This is a genomic window from Ruegeria sp. CDSC085, assembly GCF_059610465.1.
Genome location: NZ_JBXWNR010000001.1, coordinates 640,210 through 658,816, shown reverse-complemented (window position 1 = coordinate 658,816; position 18,607 = coordinate 640,210). Strand labels below are relative to the sequence as shown.

The window sequence follows — 18,607 nt, the reverse complement described above, 5'->3', positions numbered from 1 at the left end:
TGTTTGACCCGCCCCCACGGAAGGGGCAGGTCGCTTGGCCAATTCTTAGCCGTAGCGGTAGGGCCGTCCAGCCTTCAGCATGTCGGCGTTATACTGTTTGAAGATTTCAACAACCTTCGCCTTGGTCTCGGACTCAGCTGCTATCTCATCCCAGAATGCAACGGCGGCCGCCTCGACCGTCGCCCATTCTTCGTCCGGAATCGAGGTCAGCTGCATCTTGTCGCCATTGACGCGCAGGCTGGCTTCACCGCCCCAGTACCACCACTGACGATAATAGTGCGACTGATCGGTGCAAACGCGGAACAAGGTCTGCAGGTCTTCGGGCAACTCATTCCAGCGATCCATGTTGGCGAAGAACGATCCAGCCCATGCGCCCGAAATGTTGTTGGTCAGGAAGTAGTTGGTCACATCCGCCCAGCCGACAGTGTAGTCTTCGGTGATGCCGGACCATGCGATGCCGTCCAGCTCACCAGTTTGAACCGCGACTTCGATGTCTTCCCAGGGCAGGGTGACCGGCACAACGCCGAACTGAGACAGGAAGCGGCCCGCAGTCGGGAAGGTGAAGACACGCTTGCCCTGCAGGTCAGCGAGACTGTTGATCGGGTCTTTGGTGGCAAAGTGGCAAGGGTCCCACGCACCGGCCGAGATGTGTTTTACACCGACTGCCGAATATTGCTCGTCCCAGATTTCATTCAGGCCGTACTGGTTGAACAGAACCGGCACATCCAAAGAATAGCGTGATGCGAATGGGAAATAGCCGCCGAAAACAGTGACCTCGGTGGGTGACGCCATCGAGTCATCATCCGACTGCACGGCATCAATCGTGCCGCGCTGCATGGCGCGGAACAATTCACCCGTTGGAACCAGCTGATCGGCATAGAACAGCTCGATCTGCATCCGGTCGCCGGCGATTGTGTTGAACATCTTGATGGCGGGGTCGATCACGTGTTCGGCCAACGCCGGGCCGGCATAGGTCTGCATCCGCCATCTGATGGTCGATTGCGCTAGTGCAGGCGTCGCCAGCGCAGCAGCGGGGGCCGCCGCGGCACCTTTCAGAAATGTACGTCTGTTCGTCATTCTCTCTCTCCGTTGGTCAGTTTCAGTTATGCGGGGATTGCCCGCGAAGCCCCGGTTTGATCCGGGATCATTTGTTGTAAACGTATTCGGGCAGCCAGAGCGCGATCTGCGGGAAGGTCATGATAATCGCCAGCGCCAGCGTCATCACCATCACGAAAGGCAGGATTGACCCGTAGATGTCGCGCAGCGAAATCTCTGGCGGTGCCATCGCGCGCATCAGGAACAGGTTATAGCCGAAGGGCGGTGTCATATAGGCGATCTGGGTCGTGATCGTATAGAGCACCCCATACCAGATCAGATCGAATCCCATTGCGCCGACCAGGGGAACGTACAAAGGCGCGACGATCACCAGCATGGCAGTGTCGTCCAGAAACGTGCCCATCAGGATAAAGCTGAGCTGCATCAAGATCAGGATCAGCCAAGGGTTCAGGCCCAGACGTTCGGTAAACAGGTTCTCGATTGCGCGCACCGCGCCCAGCCCGTCGAATACGGCTCCGAACGCGAGCGCGGCGAGGATGATCCACATGAACATACAGGTGATGCCCAACGTTGACCGGACCGAGGTCTCGAATACTTCGCGTGTCATACGGCCTTTGAAAATGGCCGCGGCGAACGCCGTCAAGGCGCCGATGGCTGAGCTTTCGACCAGCGAGGTCCAGCCGTTGACGAAAGGCACCATCATCGCGGCGAATATAGCCAAAGGCAGAAGGCCCGCGCGCAACAGGCGCAGTTTCTCTGCCATGGGCACGTCGCGCTCTTCGGCTGACAGAGCCGGCCCCAAGGCCGGGTTAATGCGGCAGCGGATCACGATATACAGGATGAACATTGCAGCCATCATCAGCCCGGGAAGCAGCCCGGCAAGCCACAGCTGCCCAACCGGCTGGCGCGCGATCATTGCATAAAGAACCAGCACGACGGAGGGTGGCACAAGGATGCCCAGTGATGATCCGGCTTGTATCACCCCGGTCACCATCTTCTTGTCGTACCCACGTTTAAGCAACTCAGGCAGCGCAATGGTCGCTCCGATGGCCATGCCCGCAACACTCAGCCCGTTCATGGCCGAAATCAGCACCATAAGGCCAATCGTGCCAATCGCGAGACCGCCGTTCAGACCGCCCATCCAGACGTGGAACATCTTGTACAGATCGTCTGCGATTTTGGACTCGGCCAGAACGTAGCCCATGAAGATGAACATCGGCAGGGTCAGCAGCGGGTACCATTTCATCAGCTTCATGGCTGCCGAAAAACCAATGTCATAGCCGCCGCGATCCCCCCACAGGAACAGGGCGGCCATCACGGCGACAAAACCAATCGCGCCAAAAACGCGCTGCCCGGTCATCAGCATCAGCATCATGGTCGAAAACATCAGGATGGCGATCAACTCGTAGGACATCAGATCACCTCGCGCGGGATGTCATCGCCCTGGAGGCGCAGAATATCTTTGAACAGTTCCGAGATTGCCTGAAGCAACATCAGGAACAGACCCACGACCATTATGACCTTGATCGGCCACAGATAGGGACGCCACGCCGTCGGGCTGCGTTCACCATATTGCAACGAATAGCTCAGCGAGTCGTATCCGCCATAAATCATCACACCAAGATAGGTTATCAGGAAAAAGACGGTGATCGCATCCGTCCATGCCCGACGGCGGTCGGACCATTCGCCGTACAGCAGGTCCATGCGGACGTTGGACCCCATCTGGATCGAATAAGGGCCGCCCAGAATGTAGTAGGCGACCATTGCGAACTGGGCCATCTCCAGTGTCCATAGCGATGGCAGAAAGAACGTTTTCGAGATCGAGGACCAGAGCAGGATGCCCATCATGATGAAGATGCCGTACATGACGACGCGCCCGATCCAGCGGTTCGCGCGGTCAATGACCGCCACATATCCCCGCATGAAATTCATCTCGATACCTCTGTTCTCATGGTTTCGCCTCTGCGTGCGATATGTCTTTGATGATCGATTGCAGAATTGGCATCAGCAATCCCGCAATGCGATTCACGCCTTTTGGTGAGTCGATCAGATCGTTTCGGACTTCGATCATGACATTTGGAAGCCCACGCCTGATCGCGTGTTCGCGCAACGTGTGTGTGACGCCATCTGTGGCCGAGTAGGGCTCATTCAAAGCCACACGTAGCCCCGAGCCTTCCGAGTGCCGCAGCATGAGTTGTGCGGCGCAGTCGTCTGCATCATGAAGAATTCCCAGCTCTACCGATCTGGGTTTTCCTTTGTAGACAGGCGTGAAGCTGTGGATCGTAAACACAACCGGCGGTTCACGTCGCGAATCCAGCGTAGATGAAACCAGCTGTTTGAACGGTTCATAGACATCGCGAACCCGCTGGGCACGTTGAGCGTCCGTCAGGTTCATGTTTCCGGGAACGGAAAACACTTCGCTGACCTGCGGCATGGCATCTTCGCGTTCGGGCGGACGGTTGCAGTCATAAACCAGCCGACTGACGCGCGAGTGGACAAGCGGCGCATCCAAAGCGCCCATCAGTTCCACCGAAAGGTCCAGCGCGCCGATGTCCCACGCCGCGTGAGAAGACGCAGCCACCTCATCCAGCCCCAATCCACCCAACGCGGCAGGAATAAACCGGCTTGCATGTTCGCATATCAGCACAGCAGGCGCGCGACCGTGCGCGTTGAGCGCGCGGGCTGCCGGGGCTTCAGTCGGCTGTAGCAATGATGACTCGGTCTCGTGACGCATAGGTAGCATTTGTTACAGCAACTTCTCACCTGTCAAGAAAATTTCTGTAGACAAAATTACAAACAAACATATTCTGTAACAAATTTAAGAAATGAGAGCGCCAATGGCCACCGTTGCCAAACTTGTCAAACAGCGGATTCAGGATGAGCTGGACGATCTGACACGCTCCGAGCGTCAGTTGGCCTCTGTCCTGTTGCAGGATTATCCGATGGCCGGTTTGCAATCGATCACCAAGCTGGCCGCTGCAGCGCAGGTTTCGACCCCGACCGTTATTCGCATGGCGCGCAAGCTTGGCTTCGACGGGTTTCCGGACCTGCAGGACGCGCTGCGCGAAGAAGTGGCGGCGCAGATCAAAAAGCCGATCTCGAAGCGGGACGCCTGGGTTGTGGATGATGAGGCTGAGCATCCAACAACGCGCTTTGCGCAAGCGGTATGGACCAACATGCGCCACACGCTGGAACGTCTGGACAAAGAGATGTTCGATGCCGTTGCGCATCTTCTGGCAGAGACAGAGCGCCATCTTTATGTCGTTGGTGGCCGCATCACCCGGTCAAACGCGGATTACCTGTTCAATCACATGCAGATCATCCGACCCAATGTGACGATGCTGGGCAATTCGGCGAATGTCTGGCCGCAATACCTTTTGGATATGGATGAATCATCCGTTCTGGTGATCTTCGACATCCGCCGTTACGAGGCGCATCTGGAGAAGCTGGCACAGGTTGCCTCGGGCCGCGGCGTCACCGTTGTGCTGTTTACGGATCAATGGGGGTCACCGATAGGAAAGACCGCCAATTATTCCTTCCACGCGCTGGTTGAGGCACCATCCAGTTGGGATTCGACGATTGCCTTGCAGTTGATTTCAGAAACGCTGATTGCAGAAGTGCAGGAGGCACGGTGGGAAGAAAGCAAGGAGCGGATTGAAGAACTGGAACGGTTTTTCTCGTCGACCAGAATATTCCGTAACCAGGACTGAACGTCCGATAGTGGGCGGCGCAGTTTCCGAAAAAATGCACCACTAAATTTGCCACTTCCGGCTTGACGTGCCCGAACGCATGACTTAACCAGCGCAAACCATTTGCGGGTATAGCTTAATGGTAAAGCCCCTGCCTTCCAAGCAGGCTATGTCGGTTCGATTCCGTCTACCCGCTCCATTCCTTTCACTAAATTCTGCGTCAAATGGCCCTTTCGACCTACCGATTGTGGTCGTGATGCTTGACCATACCTGACTGTACCTCCAAGAAAGCGGTCACTCAGTACCGTTCAGGACACAAAGGCCAGACATGGCAAGACAAACCGTCAGCAAACCAGCAAATGCCGCAGCCCCCGGCGCCTCTGAAGAACGCGCCCGTTCAAAGAAGATTGGGGTGCTGGCCTCGCTTTGGCCGTTCATGAAGCCCTACAAGTTCCTGATGATCGGCGCGACGCTGGCGTTGATTTTGACGGCGAGCATGACCCTGACGCTGCCACTGGCAGTACGGCGCGTCGTTGACAATTTCCGCATTCAGGATGGCGAGCTTCTGGATTGGTATTTTCTGGCCGCGCTCGGCATTGCCGCCGTTCTAGCCGTGGGCACCGGTATTCGGTATGCACTGGTCACTCGTCTGGGCGAACGGGTGGTGGCTGATATCCGCAAGGCGGTGTTTGACCGCGTCATCGGCATGAGCCCGGAATTCTACGAACGCATCATGACAGGTGAGGTGCTAAGCCGGATCACCACTGATACGACGCTGATCCAATCGGTTCTTGGTTCATCCGTGTCCATTGCCCTGCGAAATATGTTGATGTTCGTCGGTGGGCTGGTTCTGATGCTGCTGACATCTGCCAAACTGACCGGGCTGGTATTGTTGCTGATCCCTGTCGTCATAGTACCGATTCTCGTTCTTGGCCGCCACCTTCGCGTGATCAGCCGCGAGAATCAGGACTGGATCGCCGCCTCGTCCGGCAATGCGGGTGAGGCATTGGGGGCAGTGCAGACCGTTCAGGCCTTTTCTCACGAACAAGCCAGCCGTCAGCAATTCGGTGAGATGACCGAGACCTCTTACGGTGTATCGCTGCGCCGCATACAGACCCGTGCGGTCCTGACGGTTATCGTGATCTTCCTGGTCTTCTCGGGTATTGTTGGCGTTCTGTGGATGGGTGCGAACGACGTGCGAAACGGGCTAATGACCGAAGGCGTTCTGATCCAGTTCGTGATCTATTCGATCATCATGGCAGGTTCAGTCGCTGCCCTGTCCGAAATCTGGAGCGAACTTCAGCGCGCCGCAGGTGCCACCGAGCGTCTGGTCGAGTTGCTGCATGCAGAAGATACTGTCACCGACCCTGCCAATCCTAAAGCGCTGCCCAAAGACATTCAGGGCGAAATCCGGTTTGAAGACGTCAGCTTCCGCTACCCGGCGCGCCCCGATACAGTTGCACTGGATCATCTCTCGCTTTTGGTGAAACCCGGCGAGACGGTCGCATTTGTCGGGCCATCGGGTGCGGGAAAAACAACCGTGATTCAACTGATCCAGCGCTTCTATGATCCAAACTCGGGCCGCGTGACGCTGGACGGCCTTGATCTGCGCGACCTCGACCGGTCAGACTTCCGCCACCACATGGCTTTGGTGCCTCAGGATCCTGTGATCTTTGCTGCGTCCGCGCGTGAAAACATCCGCTTTGGGCGTCTGGACGCCTCGGATGCAGAAGTCGAATCTGCCGCGCGGGCCGCTGCCGCGCATGACTTTATCGCGGCCTTGCCCGAAGGATATGACAGCTTTGTCGGCGAACGGGGTGTCATGCTGTCCGGCGGGCAGAAGCAACGTATCGCCATTGCCCGCGCAATCCTGCGCGACGCGCCGGTTCTGCTGCTGGACGAGGCGACTTCGGCGCTGGATGCGGAAAGTGAACGCGCAGTGCAAGGTGCTGTGGACAAGATGCGTGCCGGGCGTACGACCCTGATTGTTGCGCATAGACTGGCAACTGTGAAAAAAGCCGACCGCATCGTTGTGCTGGAAGAAGGCCGCATCGTAGCGCAAGGCAGCCATGAGGATCTGGTATCTCAGGACGGACTGTATGCACGCCTTGCGCGCCTGCAGTTCACCGATGGTGTCGCTGCCGAATAAGAGTGACGCTCCGGCATTTGCGAATTCGCCGTAGCGTCATTCTACATTTCACCCCCCTTGAAGGCTAAGGCCTCGCTTGCGCGAGGTTTGTTTTGCTTCCATCTTGGTCGCGAATAACAAGCCCGCGCAAAACGCGGGAGAATATACGGGAGGAACCACATGGCCTTTGTGGGATTGGAAGACAAGAAGCGTATGGAACAGGAAATGCCGTGGGAGGATCGGGATTTGCCTGTCACCTTCCATCAGCTTTTGTCGCGCACGGCAGGGAAGTTTCCCAACCATAATGCCATGAGTTTCCAACTGTTCTCGGGCCCGAACGACAAGGCCGAGACCCTGACCTGGTCGCAACTTTTGGCTCAGGTCAATCAGGCGGCTAACCTGTTCCGCTCGCTGGGTGTGGGCGAAAAAGACGTGGTCGCTTTTGTGCTGCCCAATTGCAATGAGACATTGGTCACACTGATGGGCGGTGCGGTCGCGGGGATCGTGAACCCGATCAATCCCCTGCTTGAACCGGAACAGATCGCCGCGATCCTGCGCGAGACCGGCGCCAAGGTCGTGGTGACGCTGAAATCCTTCCCGAAAACAGATGTCGCCCAGAAGGTCGAGGAAGCGGTGCGCCACGCACCCAAGGTCAATACCATTCTGGAAATTGATCTGAACCGGTATCTGACCCCGCCCAAATCATGGCTGGTGCCGTTCCTGCGCCCCAAGATGGGCGACAAGGAAAAGCTCGCCCATGCGGATTACAAGAACTTCCACACTGAATTGGCCAAACAGCCGACGACGCTGACTTTTGAAGACAGCAAGGAAGATCGTGTCGCCTGTTACTTCCATACCGGTGGCACCACAGGTATGCCGAAGGTGGCGCAGCACAAGTATTCCGGATTGATCTACAATGGCTGGTTGGGAAGTACGCTTCTGTTTGACGAAAACGACGTCATCATGTGCCCGCTGCCCATGTTCCACGTTTTCGCGGTGCACGTGATTGTGATGGCGGCCGTTTCATCCGGTGCCCATGTGGTTTTCCCGACACCACAGGGATATCGCGGCGACGGGGTGTTCGACAATTTCTGGAAGCTGATCGAGCGTTGGAAGGTGAGTTTTATCATTACCGTGCCAACTGCGATTTCAGCCAAGATGCAACGCCCGGTCGATGCCGATATCTCAAGCGTAAAAACGGCCTTCTCGGGCTCGGCCCCGCTGCCGGTGGAACTGTTCCGCCGGTTTGAAGAAGCCACCGGCGTCACCATTGTCGAAGGGTATGGTCTGACAGAAGCAACGTGCTTGGTCTCGTGCAATCCGGTGGACGGCGAGAAAAAGATCGGATCGATCGGTATTCCGTTTCCTTATACAGACGTCAAAATCCTGCAGGACGGGCCGGACGGACCGACCGAATGCGGGACTGATCAAATCGGTGAGATCTGTATCTCGAACCCAGGTGTCTATGCGGGAAATACCTACACCGAGGCCGACAAGAACGTTAACCTGTATCACTTCGATGAGTACCTGCGGACAGGTGATCTGGGGCGCTTCGACGAAGATGGGTATCTGTGGATCACCGGTCGGGCGAAGGACCTGATCATTCGTGGCGGTCACAATATCGATCCTGCCGAGATCGAAGAGGCTTTGCTGGGCCATGAAACCGTTGCTTTTGCCGGTGCTATCGGCCAGCCGGATGCGCATTCCGGTGAAGTTCCCTGCGCCTTTGTCGAACTGGTCGAGGGCGCATCGGTCACCGAAAAAGAGCTGATGGATTACTGCAAGGTTCACGTGCATGAACGCGCGGCGCAACCCAAGCACATGACCATTCTGGATGAGCTGCCCAAAACTGCCGTTGGCAAGGTGTTCAAGCCTGATCTTCGGAAACAGGCTATCACTCGTATCTACAACGGCGCTCTCGAGGATGCTGGTTTAGCGGCACGGGTGGTCTCTGTCATCGATGACAAGAAGCGCGGCCTGGTCGCGCAGCTTGACGCGAACGGATCTTCGGAAGACGATGTTGCAAAAGTGCTGGGGGTATACACCCGGCCGTGGGAGTGGTCTGAATAAGCCGGAGGGACAATGGACTATGAACGCCTGATCGACGAAGAAACCTGGGCGTTCATACGTCGCACGGCCGAAAGCTATCCTGATGACGCGGTACAGTTGTCGATTGAGGATCAGCGTCGTGTCTATGACACCATGTGTCAGGACTTTCGCCAACCACGCCCGGCTGGCGTGGAAACAGAGGACAGGGCGGCCGATGGTGTTCCGGTTCGTATCTACTCTGCCGGGCAACCAACCCGAACAGTCGTCTATTTTCATGGTGGCGGTTTCGTTGTTGGTGGTCTCGAAAGCCACGACGATGTTTGCGCTGAGTTATGCGTCCAAACCGGGTACCGGGTCGTCGCCGTCGATTACCGGCTGTGCCCTGAACATGTGCACCCGGCACAGTTTGATGACTGTTGGACGGCTGCGAACTGGGCCGCAAGCGAATACGGTGACCCGCTGATATTGGCCGGTGACAGCGCCGGTGGAAATCTAGCTGCCGCTGTTTCCCATCACGCGCGCGGGCGTTTGGACGGGATCCTGGGGCAGGTGCTGATCTACCCGGGCCTCGGTGGGGACCCCAGTCAGGGGTCCTACACGGAACATGCCCAGGCCCCGTTGCTGACGTTGGATGAAATCAAGTTTTATGAAACCGTCCGATACTCGGGCGTTCAACCCAAGGGCGATCCAACCTATGCTCCGTTGCAGGACAGTGACTTTTCAAACCTGCCGCCGACCGTGGTTGTAACGGCTGATTGCGATCCGCTGCGAGACGACGGGCAGGTTTATTGCAGGCGGATCAACGCGGCGGGCGGGCGGGCCCACTGGATCAACGAATCCGGTCTTGTTCACGGCTATCTGCGCGCGAGAACCTCGGTGAAACGTGCGGCTGACAGTTTCGAACGTATTTCGGTTGCGATAGAAGCGCTGGGGCAGGGGATTTGGTCCTACGACTAATGAAGCGAATGTCTCAGCAATGGCGCTCGAAAGCCCGGTACGTTCACAACCCAACAAACCGTTAGGCTGTGGTATAGTCTCTTGGAATTTCCAATGAGACATTAGGTTATGACCGACCCCTTCCAGAACGTTGATGCCGCAGGGCCTGAATTCATCAAGTTGTTTGCGGATTCAATGGGCCAACGGCAAGCGGACCCGACCATGGAACGGATCGTTGCTGCGTATCTGGATCATCTGCATGTGACGCGGGCGCCCACAGTTGTAGAGGTCGGTGCGGGTGCAGGCGCCGTAACGCGTCGCATCGCATCACGCTGCCACCCGGCAGAAGTTGTCGGGTTTGAACCCTCGAAAGGGTTTGTCTCGGAAGCCAGCGATCGGGCTAAAGAGTATTCGAACCTGACGTTTAAGGTGGCGGACGGTGCCGCGCTGCCTTTGGAAGATGATGCCGTCGATGCGGTCATTATGCATACGGTGCTAACGCATGTGGAAGATCCCGAATCTCTGGTTGCCGAGGCTTTCAGAGTGCTTAAACCTGATGGTCTGTTGATTGTGTGTGACGCTGATTTTTCCAAAGCGACGTTCAGCTCTTTTCCAAATGACCCACTGGATATCCGCGCAAAAGAGTTCGTCCGCGAGTTTGTGACCGATCCCTTTGTCGTCGCAAAACTCAGGCCAATGATTGCCGATGCCGGACTTTCTGTTAGGCACTTTGACGTTCAGAGCAGAGTTGTATCAACACCAGAGCACATGTTGCCTTGGGTCGACCTGACCACCAAGCAAATGTACGAGCGAGGTGACATCGGAAAAGAATTGGCGGCGGGGCTTGTGGCCGAGCACGAAAGACGTGCTCGAAACGGGTCACTTTACGGATATCAGGTGTTTGCGACAATGGTGGCCGCAAAGGCCACATAAGCGACCCCGAAGCTGCATGCGCATTACCGCAGAAACGGTTCGGCCTTCATTGTCTCTGCAATGGGGGCACCTATCCGGCTCAGGATGGTCGGGGCCAATTGCAACTGGTTTATGACGGTCTCAGAGTCTGGCCCTTCGGCGTCGCCGAAATAATACAGCGCCGTTTCCTGTTGCAGCGGGCTGCGTCCACCGTGGTGCCCACGCTCGTCCTGGCCGTGATCCGCCGTGACGATCACTTCATATCCCAACTGGCGCCAGCGGGGGATGAAAGGGGCCAGCATCTCGTCGGCGACAAAGCAGGCGTGATCCATTTCTTCACAATCGTGGAAGAAACGGTGGCCCATACTGTCCAGCGTGCAGGTGTGCAGAATGCCATAGTCCAGCCCGAACCGCAGGCACAGATTGGTCAGAGTGGCATACAGGTCGACATCGGATGGCGTCATCTGATTGGCTTTGCCATAGCCGGTCATGCTGTGAAAACGGCCATGGTTGATCGTCCGGCTTTCGGGTTCGTCATATTCGATGTCGCGGACGTAATCAAAGGGATGACGGTTGAAGAACTGCGACCAGTAGCTGTGTGTCACCGCTCCGGTCACACCACCGGATTCACGCACCTGACTAAAGACGTCCTTGTGGTTCAGCCGGAAGACGTTTCCATTCCCGGTGCAGCCGTGCTCTTGCGGCGTCACGCCTGTGTGGATCGACGCATAGCAACTGGCCGATGTCGAAGGCAGCACCGCGCGCAGTTTCCAGACACGCGCTTCGCCGCTGTCGACCCAGCCTTCGAGATTGCCGAACAGGCGGCGAAAATTGCGATAGGGGACACCGTCCAGAATGATGAGAAGTAGCTTGCGGTCCATGTCGAGGCCCTTTGAGAGACATTGCGTTCCGGCGACCCTAGGAGATTCGACGTCCATCGGCTGCCACTTTGCGCCCCCAATAGCAAAATCCCGACACCTGTCATCAGACAAAGTGCCGGGATTTCAAACCGTCATTGAATTGTCGCGAACCGGATCAGTTCCCGGCGCTTTCCATCTTGCGATGGGCGACAACTTCCTCCAGCCAGCCCAGATGCATTTCAGGCACCGAACTGAGCAGCAGGTCGGTATAATCGTCGAAAGGCGGGCTCAGCACCTGACTCTTTGAGCCATAACGGGCCACGCGACCCTGATACATCACCGCGATGCTGTCGCTGATGGCGCGGACCGTCGCCAGATCGTGGGTGATGAACAGATAGGCCACATCCTCGATCTTCTGTAAGCCCAGCAACAGTTTCAGGATGCCGTCCGCCACCAGCGGATCCAGCGCTGAAGTGACCTCGTCACAGATGATCATCTTGGGCTTTGCCGCCAGCGACCGCGCGATACAGACACGCTGTTTCTGGCCGCCAGACAGTTCCGCAGGATAGCGGTCGATGAATTTTTCGCCCAGCTCGATCTCATCCAACAACTCGATGATCCGTTTGCGCTTCTCAGCGCCGCGCATGTTGAAATAGAACTCCAACGGGCGGCCGATGATGGTGCCGACGGTCTGGCGTGGATTCATTGCCACGTCTGCCATCTGATAGATCATCTGCAACTCGCGCAGATCCTCGCGAGACCGTCCCGCAAGGTTCGGCGAAAGTGTGCGCCCGGCAAAATTGATCTCACCATCGCGCGGCGGCAACAGGCCGGTGATAACCCGGGCCAGTGTTGACTTGCCCGAACCGGATTCGCCAACGACCGCCAGCGTCTGTCCCGGATGAAGTTCGACATTGACGTTGTGCAGCACGTCGAAGTTCAGCCCCTTGTAGCGTGCCGTGATGCCTTCGACGGTGAGCAGCGGTTGCGGCGTGGGCTGTTTTTCTTCGTGCTCGATTGAACGAACCGAGACCAAAGCCTGCGTATACTCTTCCTGCGGGTTGTTGATGATCTGGTCGGTGCTGCCGTATTCGACTGTATCACCCATCCGCAAAACCATGATATCGTCGCTGACCTGCGCAACAACGGCCAGGTCATGCGTGATGTACAAAGCGGCAACGCCGGTATCGCGAATGGCATCCTTGATTGCCATCAGAACGTCGATCTGGGTGGTCACATCAAGCGCTGTGGTCGGTTCGTCGAACACCACCAGATCAGGTTCGGGGCACAGAGCCAGAGCGGTCATGCAACGCTGCAACTGACCGCCCGAGACCTGGTGCGGATAACGGCTGCCGATGTTGTCAGGATCGGGCAATCCCAGCTTGGCGAACAGTTCGCGCGCGCGGCCTTCGGCCTCTTTGCGGCTGAACTTCTTGTGCTCGACCGCGGCTTCGACAACCTGATCCATGATCTTCTTGGCCGGGTTGAACGACGCGGCAGCGGATTGCGAGACATAGGCAACCTCACCCCCGCGCAGATTGCGGATATCGCCATGCGATGACTTCAGGACGTCACGTCCGTTGACCCAGACTTCGCCGCCGGTGATTTCAACGCCACCCCGGCCATAGGCCATTGAGGCGAGACCGATTGTGGATTTCCCAGCACCAGATTCACCGATCAGGCCCAACACCTTGCCGCGCTCGAGGTCAAAACTGACCCCGTGCACGATTTCGATGTCATGGGGTTTCTCACCCGGTGGGTAAACGGTCGCACCGATCTTGAGGTCGCGGACCTTGAGAAGGGTATCACTCATCCCCGGCCTCCTTTCAGCGATGTGGTTCGGTTCAGGATCCAGTCAGCCACAAGGTTGACCGAAATCGCCAGCGTCGCGATGGCGACAGCCGGGTACAGCGCCGCGCCAATGCCATAGACGATGCCATCTTTGTTTTCCTTCACGATGCCACCCCAGTCGGCCAGTGGGGGCTGTACGCCCAGGCCCAGGAAGGACAGGGTAGAGATGAACAGCACCATGAAGATGAACCGCAGTCCAAACTCGGCCACCAATGGCGACAATGCGTTCGGCAGGATTTCACGGAAGATGATCCAAGCCCGTCCCTCACCGCGCAGTTTAGCGGCTTCGACGTAATCCATCACGTTGATATCCACGGCAACGGACCGCGACAGGCGATAGGGGCGTGTCGCATCCAGAAGGCCCATGACAAGGATCAGGATCGGAACAGTGACCGGAACGATGGCCAGAATGACCAGCGCGAGGATCAGGGTCGGGATCGACATGATCAGATCGACTGTCCGGCTGAGCGCCTGATCCGCCCAACCGCCCAGAACGGCGGCCAGCAAACCGAGCGAGGTACCGGTCAGAAAGCTGAGCAATGTCGCGGCGGCGGCAATGAAGATCGTCGTGCGCCCGCCATAGATCATGCGGGTCAGCAGGTCACGGCCGATATTGTCAGTACCCAGCAGGTGCTCGGCACTGGTCGGCTCCCATACATCGCCGACCACTTCCGCCATCCCGTAGGGCGCGATCAACGGGGCAGCGATTGCCACGAAGAAATAGGCGCCGGTGAACATAAGGCCAATCAGAGCCGAAATAGGAATGTTCTTCATTTCGGATGCCTCAGTCTTGGGTTTGCAAGGATCGAGACGATATCCGCGACCATGTTCAGGCCGATGTAAACAGCCGCGAACACCACGCCGCAGGCCAGAACGACCGGCACGTCACGCTTGGTCACGGCGTCCACAAGGTACTGCCCCATGCCGGGATAGACGAAGACAACTTCGACCACGACAACGCCGACAACCAGATAGGCGAGGTTCAGCATGACGACGTTCACGATGGGCGAGATTGCGTTGGGAAAGGCATGCCGCGCGATGACCTGAAATGTGCTCAGGCCCTTAAGCTCTGCCGTTTCGATATAAGCGGATTGCATCAGGTTCAGAATTGCAGCCCGGGTCATACGCATCATCTGCGCCAGCACCACAAGTGTCAGAACAAATGCCGGCAAGGCGACGGCGTACAGTTTCTGGCCGATGGACATGGAATCATTGACCATGGCAAGCGAGGAAAACCATCCCAGTTTGACTGAGATGTAATAGATCACAACGTAGCCGATCAGAAACTCGGGGATCGATACCGTCGTCAATGTGATGGCGGAAATCAGCTTGTCTGGCCAGCGATTGCGGTACCTGACAGCCAGCAGCCCAAGGAAAATCGCTAGTGGAACCGAAACGATTGCCGCAACACAAGCCAGGAAAAGCGTGTTGCCGAGGCGTTTTCCGATGCTCTCAGAAATATCAAGCTTGTTGGTAAGCGATTGACCAAGGTCGCCCTGAACAATGCCTCCCAGCCATTCGAAATAGCGGGTCAGGGCGGGGCGGTTCAGGCCCATTTCTTCGCGGAGGTTAGCCAAGGCCTCGGGGGTTGCGGACTGCCCCAGGACGGCTTGCGCGGCGTCTCCGGGAAGAGCTTCGGTCAGGCCAAAAATCAAGGCCGAAGCGCCAAACAGCAATAGGATTCCCAGCGCGAGGCGCTGGGAAACCAATTTGATGATGGGATGCATTATCCGTGGCCCGTCTTAGACGAACCACATTTTGCGGGACATGTTGCCGTTCATCATCTCTTGCGTCGGGTCGCTTTCCCAGCCGTCCAGTTGGTTGCTGACACCTTCGACAAAGTCGTTGAACATCGGGCAGATCAGGCCGCCTTCGTCGCGGACCATTCTGCCCATCTGGCTATAGATGCCCTTGCGTTTTTCAACGTCCAGCTCCGCCTTTGCCGCGAATAGCATGTCATCGAACGCCTGAACCTTGAACCGAGTGTCGTTCCAGTCTGCGGTTGATAGATACGCGGTCGAGTACATCTGGTCCTGAACCGGACGGCCGCCCCAGTAGGAGGCACAGAAAGGTTGCACGTTCCAAACTTCGGACCAGTATCCGTCATTGGGTTCACGCTTGATCTCAAGCGGAATTCCGGCCTGCGCCGCCGTCTGTTGGAACAGCGCTGCGGCATCCACAGCACCCGGGAAGGCACCGTCAGCAACACGAAGGATAATCGGCGAGCCGTCATGACCGGACTTCTTGTAGTGCTCGGCGGCTTTTTCCACGCTGAACTCGCGCTGTTCGATGGTCTCATCAAACAGTGGGTAGGCGGCGTTGATCGGCATATCATTCCCGATCGAGCCATAGCCGCGCAGTACCTTGTCCACCAGATCCGTACGGTTGATTGCGTACTTCAGTGCCGTGCGCAGTTCGTTGTTGTCGAACGGAGCCGTGTCGCAATGCATGATGAAGACATAATGTCCGCGACCCGCTGTTGAATGCACCGTCAGGTTTGGCGCGCGCCCCAGTAAGTCGGCTACTTTGGGTTCTACGCGGTTAACGGCGTGCACCTGACCGGACTGCAGCGCTGCAGTACGTGCGGTCGCATCGTTGATGACAACCACTTCGACGCTGTCAAAGTTGCCGAAATCGCTGTTCCAGTGGTTTTCGTTCTTGGTGAACAGGTGACGGACACCGGGCTCGTCAACTTCCAGTTTGTACGGACCAGTGCCGATCCCAGCCGCCGGGTTATCCATGCCGCCGTCCGGCTGAATGATCAGGTGGTAGTCCGCCATCAGATAAGGCAGGTCGGCGTTCGCTTCGGTCAGAGTGACCTGGAAGTTGTCGCCGTCGGCCTTCATTGACTCGATGCCCTTCATGATGCCGAGGGCACCAGATTTGGAGTCTTCGTTCGAGTGGCGCTGCATGGTCTTCAGCACGTCCTCGCTGGTCATGGTCTTGCCATTGTGGAACTCGACACCCTGACGCAGTTTGAAGGTCCAAACCTTGGCGTCCGCGCTGCCTTCGACGCTTTCAGCCAGGCGCGGCTCGATGGTCCCATCAGGTGCAACTTCTACAAGCTGGTCGCCGAATTGCTTGCCGTTCTGGAACGGAACCGAGCTGGCATAGGTCGCGGGATCCAGCGAGTTTGTGGACTCGCCACCCTGAAGGCCAAACTTCAGGTCGCCGCCCTTTTTCGGGCCAGCTGCGCGTGCTGCGTCGGCGAACATCGTGCTGGCCACGGCAGCCGAAACGCCCAGGGCCGCGGCTTTCCCCATGAATTCGCGGCGGGTCATTTTTCCGGCTGTGACCTGACCGGCCATATGCGTGATTTGTTCGTTCATTTAGTGATCTCCCTATCGAGTGGTTCCAGCCCTTTTCGGGCTTTTGTTGACGCATGAGTCAACGTTGGCTTATTTCCGCGGACCGGGCAAGGACATTTCTCCTAAATACCGATGGCCGAAGCCCTCTCTTTCTTGTCCGGTGTGCGGCAATTGCTGATTGGGTGTTCAGGTGCAGTCTGCATTTCCGGGTAGTTTCCGGTCGATTGCGGGTCAAGGTGGCATGATAAGCGTCAATTCATCCACGTATCGCGACAACCAGGTCCATGACATTGGTGCCGGTTGGCCCTGTTATCAGCAAAGCATTGGCTTTTTCCAGGAAAGACCCGCTGTCGGCTTTTCGAAGCGCGCGATCTGCGCCATCACCCCAGGTTGCGCCTGTTATGATTCCTCCCGCCGCATTTGTCGGACCGTCCGTGCCGTCGGTGCCGCCCACGACCACCGCAAGATCTGTTTGGCCTGAAATCTCTTTGGCCAAGGCAAGCGCAAGGGCCTGATTTCTGCCGCCACGCCCCGGGTGATCAGGCAAAACCACGGTCGGTTCTCCGCCAAAGATCATCACTCCCTTTTTCATTTCGCGCAGCATGGGCCCAAGACGCGCCGCGACCTGCAAATAGTCGTCGTGCAGGGCCTCATTATTGGTCAAGACACTCAACCCCGCCGTTTCCGCTGCTTTGGCAGCCGCATTGCGGGCATGCGCGTTCGAAGCAACGATCCGGGTGGTGGCCGCAAAGGAATGGTTATCAGGCAATGCTCCGATTCCCGATCCGATGACATTCAGGTCGTCTCCGGGCACATCCGAAATCGCTAGAACAGTGGCGCGGTTTCCGGCGAAATGGGACAGCAGACCGCCGCCCTTGATACGCGACAGCTTGCGCCGCTCGGCATTCATCGCGCGGATATCCAGACCTTTGGACAGCAGTTTGCGGTTTAACACCTCGAGGTCATCAAGTGATGTTCCGGGAAGTAGGTCCTCGGCCAGGGATGACGCGCCGCCCGAGACGAGCAGCAGCACATGTGATCCGGGTTCCATTTGTTCCATGGCCAGGCGCAGAGCACGCCCGCCCGCCAGGCTGCGGTCGTCCGGAACGGGGTGTGAAGCTTCAATCACCTCGACCCCACCCGGCAGGTCGCGGCCATGGTCGTCTTTGGTGACCACAAGCGTGGGGATAGCGCCAAATTGCGCCAGCGCAGCCCGCGCCATGGCTGCGGCTGGTTTGCCCACGGCCAGAATACGGTCGGGTTTCGGGACATCAGGCAAGGCGGCTTGGGTGGCCTGATACCCGCCGACGGCCTCAACCCCGGCCTGCCACAACCTGACGGCTTGCTTCTCAATATCCATCAATTCTCCACCCAGATCGTGACTGGCCCATCATTTACAAGCTCAACCGCCATGTCCGCGCCGAACTGTCCGGCTTCCACTGCGATCCCCTGCGCGGCAAGGTGCTCTGCGAAGACCATGTACAACTGCTCTCCCAGCTCAGGCGGGGCTGCGTTCGAAAATCCGGGGCGATTGCCGCCGGAGGTGTCCGCCGCCAATGTGAACTGGCTGACCACCAAAGCAGAGCCTTCAACATCCAGAAGCGAGCGGTTCATCTTGCCGGCGTCGTCTTTGAAAATCCGCAGTTTCGCGGTTTTCTCGGCCAGTTTTTCTGCCTGTGCCTTGCTGTCGCCCTGCATGGCACAGACAAGAATCATGAGCCCAGGGCCGGTTGTGCCTATGACGGTGCTTCCGACCGACACTTTGGCCTGTGTCACCCTTTGCAGCAATGCGCGCACTTGGTTCCTCCCCCGAAACGT

General features: G+C 57.5%; 16 protein-coding genes and 1 tRNA gene. 6 read left to right on the top strand and 11 right to left on the bottom strand.

The window, feature by feature from the left end:
• Positions 1-45 precede the first annotated feature (45 nt).
• From AC2FJB_RS03330 to AC2FJB_RS03315, 4 genes are all read right to left on the bottom strand, one after another.
• Positions 46-1,077 carry a TRAP transporter substrate-binding protein gene (locus tag AC2FJB_RS03330; protein WP_299895090.1) on the bottom strand — a complete coding sequence of 344 codons (1,032 nt, stop codon included), beginning with the start codon at positions 1,075-1,077 and terminating at the stop codon, positions 46-48.
• Positions 1,078-1,144: 67 nt separating this feature from the next.
• Complete coding sequence (locus AC2FJB_RS03325; protein ID WP_299895087.1) at positions 1,145-2,470, bottom strand: TRAP transporter large permease; 1,326 nt, start codon at positions 2,468-2,470, stop codon at positions 1,145-1,147.
• Entirely contained in the window at positions 2,470-2,988 is a 519-nt protein-coding gene (locus AC2FJB_RS03320) for a TRAP transporter small permease subunit (RefSeq protein ID WP_299643119.1), read from the bottom strand. Before AC2FJB_RS03320 ends, AC2FJB_RS03325 begins: the two co-directional genes overlap by 1 nt.
• Before the next feature lie 16 nt (positions 2,989-3,004).
• A complete protein-coding gene (locus AC2FJB_RS03315) occupies positions 3,005-3,766 on the bottom strand; it encodes an N-formylglutamate amidohydrolase (RefSeq protein WP_299643122.1) in 762 nt (253 codons plus the stop codon).
• Between the two features lie 127 nt (positions 3,767-3,893).
• Between AC2FJB_RS03315 and AC2FJB_RS03310 the strand changes: the two genes are divergently transcribed.
• From AC2FJB_RS03310 to AC2FJB_RS03285, 6 genes are all read left to right on the top strand, one after another.
• Complete coding sequence (locus tag AC2FJB_RS03310) at positions 3,894-4,766, top strand: MurR/RpiR family transcriptional regulator (RefSeq protein ID WP_117868212.1); 873 nt, start codon at positions 3,894-3,896, stop codon at positions 4,764-4,766.
• Between the two features lie 104 nt (positions 4,767-4,870).
• Positions 4,871-4,944 (top strand) — tRNA-Gly (locus tag AC2FJB_RS03305).
• Between the two features lie 129 nt (positions 4,945-5,073).
• Positions 5,074-6,894, top strand: a complete 1,821-nt coding sequence (locus tag AC2FJB_RS03300) for an ABC transporter transmembrane domain-containing protein (RefSeq protein ID WP_496719156.1) — start codon at positions 5,074-5,076, stop codon at positions 6,892-6,894.
• A 159-nt stretch (positions 6,895-7,053) separates the two neighbouring features.
• Positions 7,054-8,943, top strand: a complete 1,890-nt coding sequence (locus AC2FJB_RS03295; RefSeq protein ID WP_496719155.1) for an acyl-CoA synthetase — start codon at positions 7,054-7,056, stop codon at positions 8,941-8,943.
• A gap of 12 nt (positions 8,944-8,955) precedes the next feature.
• Positions 8,956-9,879 carry an alpha/beta hydrolase gene (locus tag AC2FJB_RS03290; protein ID WP_117868215.1) on the top strand — a complete coding sequence of 308 codons (924 nt, stop codon included), beginning with the start codon at positions 8,956-8,958 and terminating at the stop codon, positions 9,877-9,879.
• 108 nt (positions 9,880-9,987) lie between these two features.
• On the top strand, positions 9,988-10,791 hold the full coding sequence (locus AC2FJB_RS03285; protein WP_496719154.1) for a class I SAM-dependent methyltransferase: 804 nt from the start codon (positions 9,988-9,990) through the stop codon (positions 10,789-10,791).
• 23 nt (positions 10,792-10,814) lie between these two features.
• Here the strand turns inward: AC2FJB_RS03285 and AC2FJB_RS03280 are convergent, their stop codons facing one another.
• From AC2FJB_RS03280 to dtd, 7 genes are all read right to left on the bottom strand, one after another.
• Positions 10,815-11,651 carry an alkaline phosphatase family protein gene (locus tag AC2FJB_RS03280; protein ID WP_496719153.1) on the bottom strand — a complete coding sequence of 279 codons (837 nt, stop codon included), beginning with the start codon at positions 11,649-11,651 and terminating at the stop codon, positions 10,815-10,817.
• A gap of 154 nt (positions 11,652-11,805) precedes the next feature.
• Positions 11,806-13,443, bottom strand: a complete 1,638-nt coding sequence (locus AC2FJB_RS03275; protein ID WP_496719152.1) for an ABC transporter ATP-binding protein — start codon at positions 13,441-13,443, stop codon at positions 11,806-11,808.
• Positions 13,440-14,255, bottom strand: a complete 816-nt coding sequence (locus AC2FJB_RS03270) for an ABC transporter permease (protein ID WP_117868219.1) — start codon at positions 14,253-14,255, stop codon at positions 13,440-13,442. Before AC2FJB_RS03270 ends, AC2FJB_RS03275 begins: the two co-directional genes overlap by 4 nt.
• Positions 14,252-15,208 (bottom strand): ABC transporter permease, encoded by a 957-nt coding sequence (locus AC2FJB_RS03265; protein ID WP_117868220.1) that lies wholly within the window; start codon positions 15,206-15,208, stop codon positions 14,252-14,254. Before AC2FJB_RS03265 ends, AC2FJB_RS03270 begins: the two co-directional genes overlap by 4 nt.
• A 15-nt stretch (positions 15,209-15,223) precedes the next feature.
• Entirely contained in the window at positions 15,224-16,810 is a 1,587-nt protein-coding gene (locus AC2FJB_RS03260; protein WP_117868221.1) for an ABC transporter substrate-binding protein, read from the bottom strand.
• Positions 16,811-17,045: 235 nt separating this feature from the next.
• Positions 17,046-18,149: a DUF4147 domain-containing protein gene (locus tag AC2FJB_RS03255; RefSeq protein ID WP_496719151.1), complete on the bottom strand. Its 1,104-nt coding sequence runs from the start codon at positions 18,147-18,149 to the stop codon at positions 17,046-17,048.
• Positions 18,149-18,586 (bottom strand): D-aminoacyl-tRNA deacylase, encoded by a 438-nt coding sequence (gene dtd / locus AC2FJB_RS03250; RefSeq protein WP_496719150.1) that lies wholly within the window; start codon positions 18,584-18,586, stop codon positions 18,149-18,151. The genes AC2FJB_RS03255 and dtd overlap by 1 nt, the downstream gene beginning before the upstream one ends.
• Positions 18,587-18,607: the final 21 nt, after the last annotated feature.

Bases quoted from the DNA above. Each gene is read 5' to 3' on its own strand.
- AC2FJB_RS03330 (WP_299895090.1), bottom strand. From the start codon at position 1,077: ATGACGAACAGACGTACATTTCTGAAAGGTGCCGCGGCGGCCCCCGCT.
- AC2FJB_RS03325 (WP_299895087.1), bottom strand. From the start codon at position 2,470: ATGTCCTACGAGTTGATCGCCATCCTGATGTTTTCGACCATGATGCTG.
- AC2FJB_RS03320 (WP_299643119.1), bottom strand. From the start codon at position 2,988: ATGAATTTCATGCGGGGATATGTGGCGGTCATTGACCGCGCGAACCGC.
- AC2FJB_RS03310 (WP_117868212.1), top strand. From the start codon at position 3,894: ATGGCCACCGTTGCCAAACTTGTCAAACAGCGGATTCAGGATGAGCTG.
- AC2FJB_RS03300 (WP_496719156.1), top strand. From the start codon at position 5,074: ATGGCAAGACAAACCGTCAGCAAACCAGCAAATGCCGCAGCCCCCGGC.
- AC2FJB_RS03295 (WP_496719155.1), top strand. From the start codon at position 7,054: ATGGCCTTTGTGGGATTGGAAGACAAGAAGCGTATGGAACAGGAAATG.
- AC2FJB_RS03290 (WP_117868215.1), top strand. From the start codon at position 8,956: ATGGACTATGAACGCCTGATCGACGAAGAAACCTGGGCGTTCATACGT.
- AC2FJB_RS03285 (WP_496719154.1), top strand. From the start codon at position 9,988: ATGACCGACCCCTTCCAGAACGTTGATGCCGCAGGGCCTGAATTCATC.
- AC2FJB_RS03280 (WP_496719153.1), bottom strand. From the start codon at position 11,651: ATGGACCGCAAGCTACTTCTCATCATTCTGGACGGTGTCCCCTATCGC.
- AC2FJB_RS03275 (WP_496719152.1), bottom strand. From the start codon at position 13,443: ATGAGTGATACCCTTCTCAAGGTCCGCGACCTCAAGATCGGTGCGACC.
- AC2FJB_RS03270 (WP_117868219.1), bottom strand. From the start codon at position 14,255: ATGAAGAACATTCCTATTTCGGCTCTGATTGGCCTTATGTTCACCGGC.
- AC2FJB_RS03265 (WP_117868220.1), bottom strand. From the start codon at position 15,208: ATGCATCCCATCATCAAATTGGTTTCCCAGCGCCTCGCGCTGGGAATC.
- AC2FJB_RS03260 (WP_117868221.1), bottom strand. From the start codon at position 16,810: ATGAACGAACAAATCACGCATATGGCCGGTCAGGTCACAGCCGGAAAA.
- AC2FJB_RS03255 (WP_496719151.1), bottom strand. From the start codon at position 18,149: ATGGATATTGAGAAGCAAGCCGTCAGGTTGTGGCAGGCCGGGGTTGAG.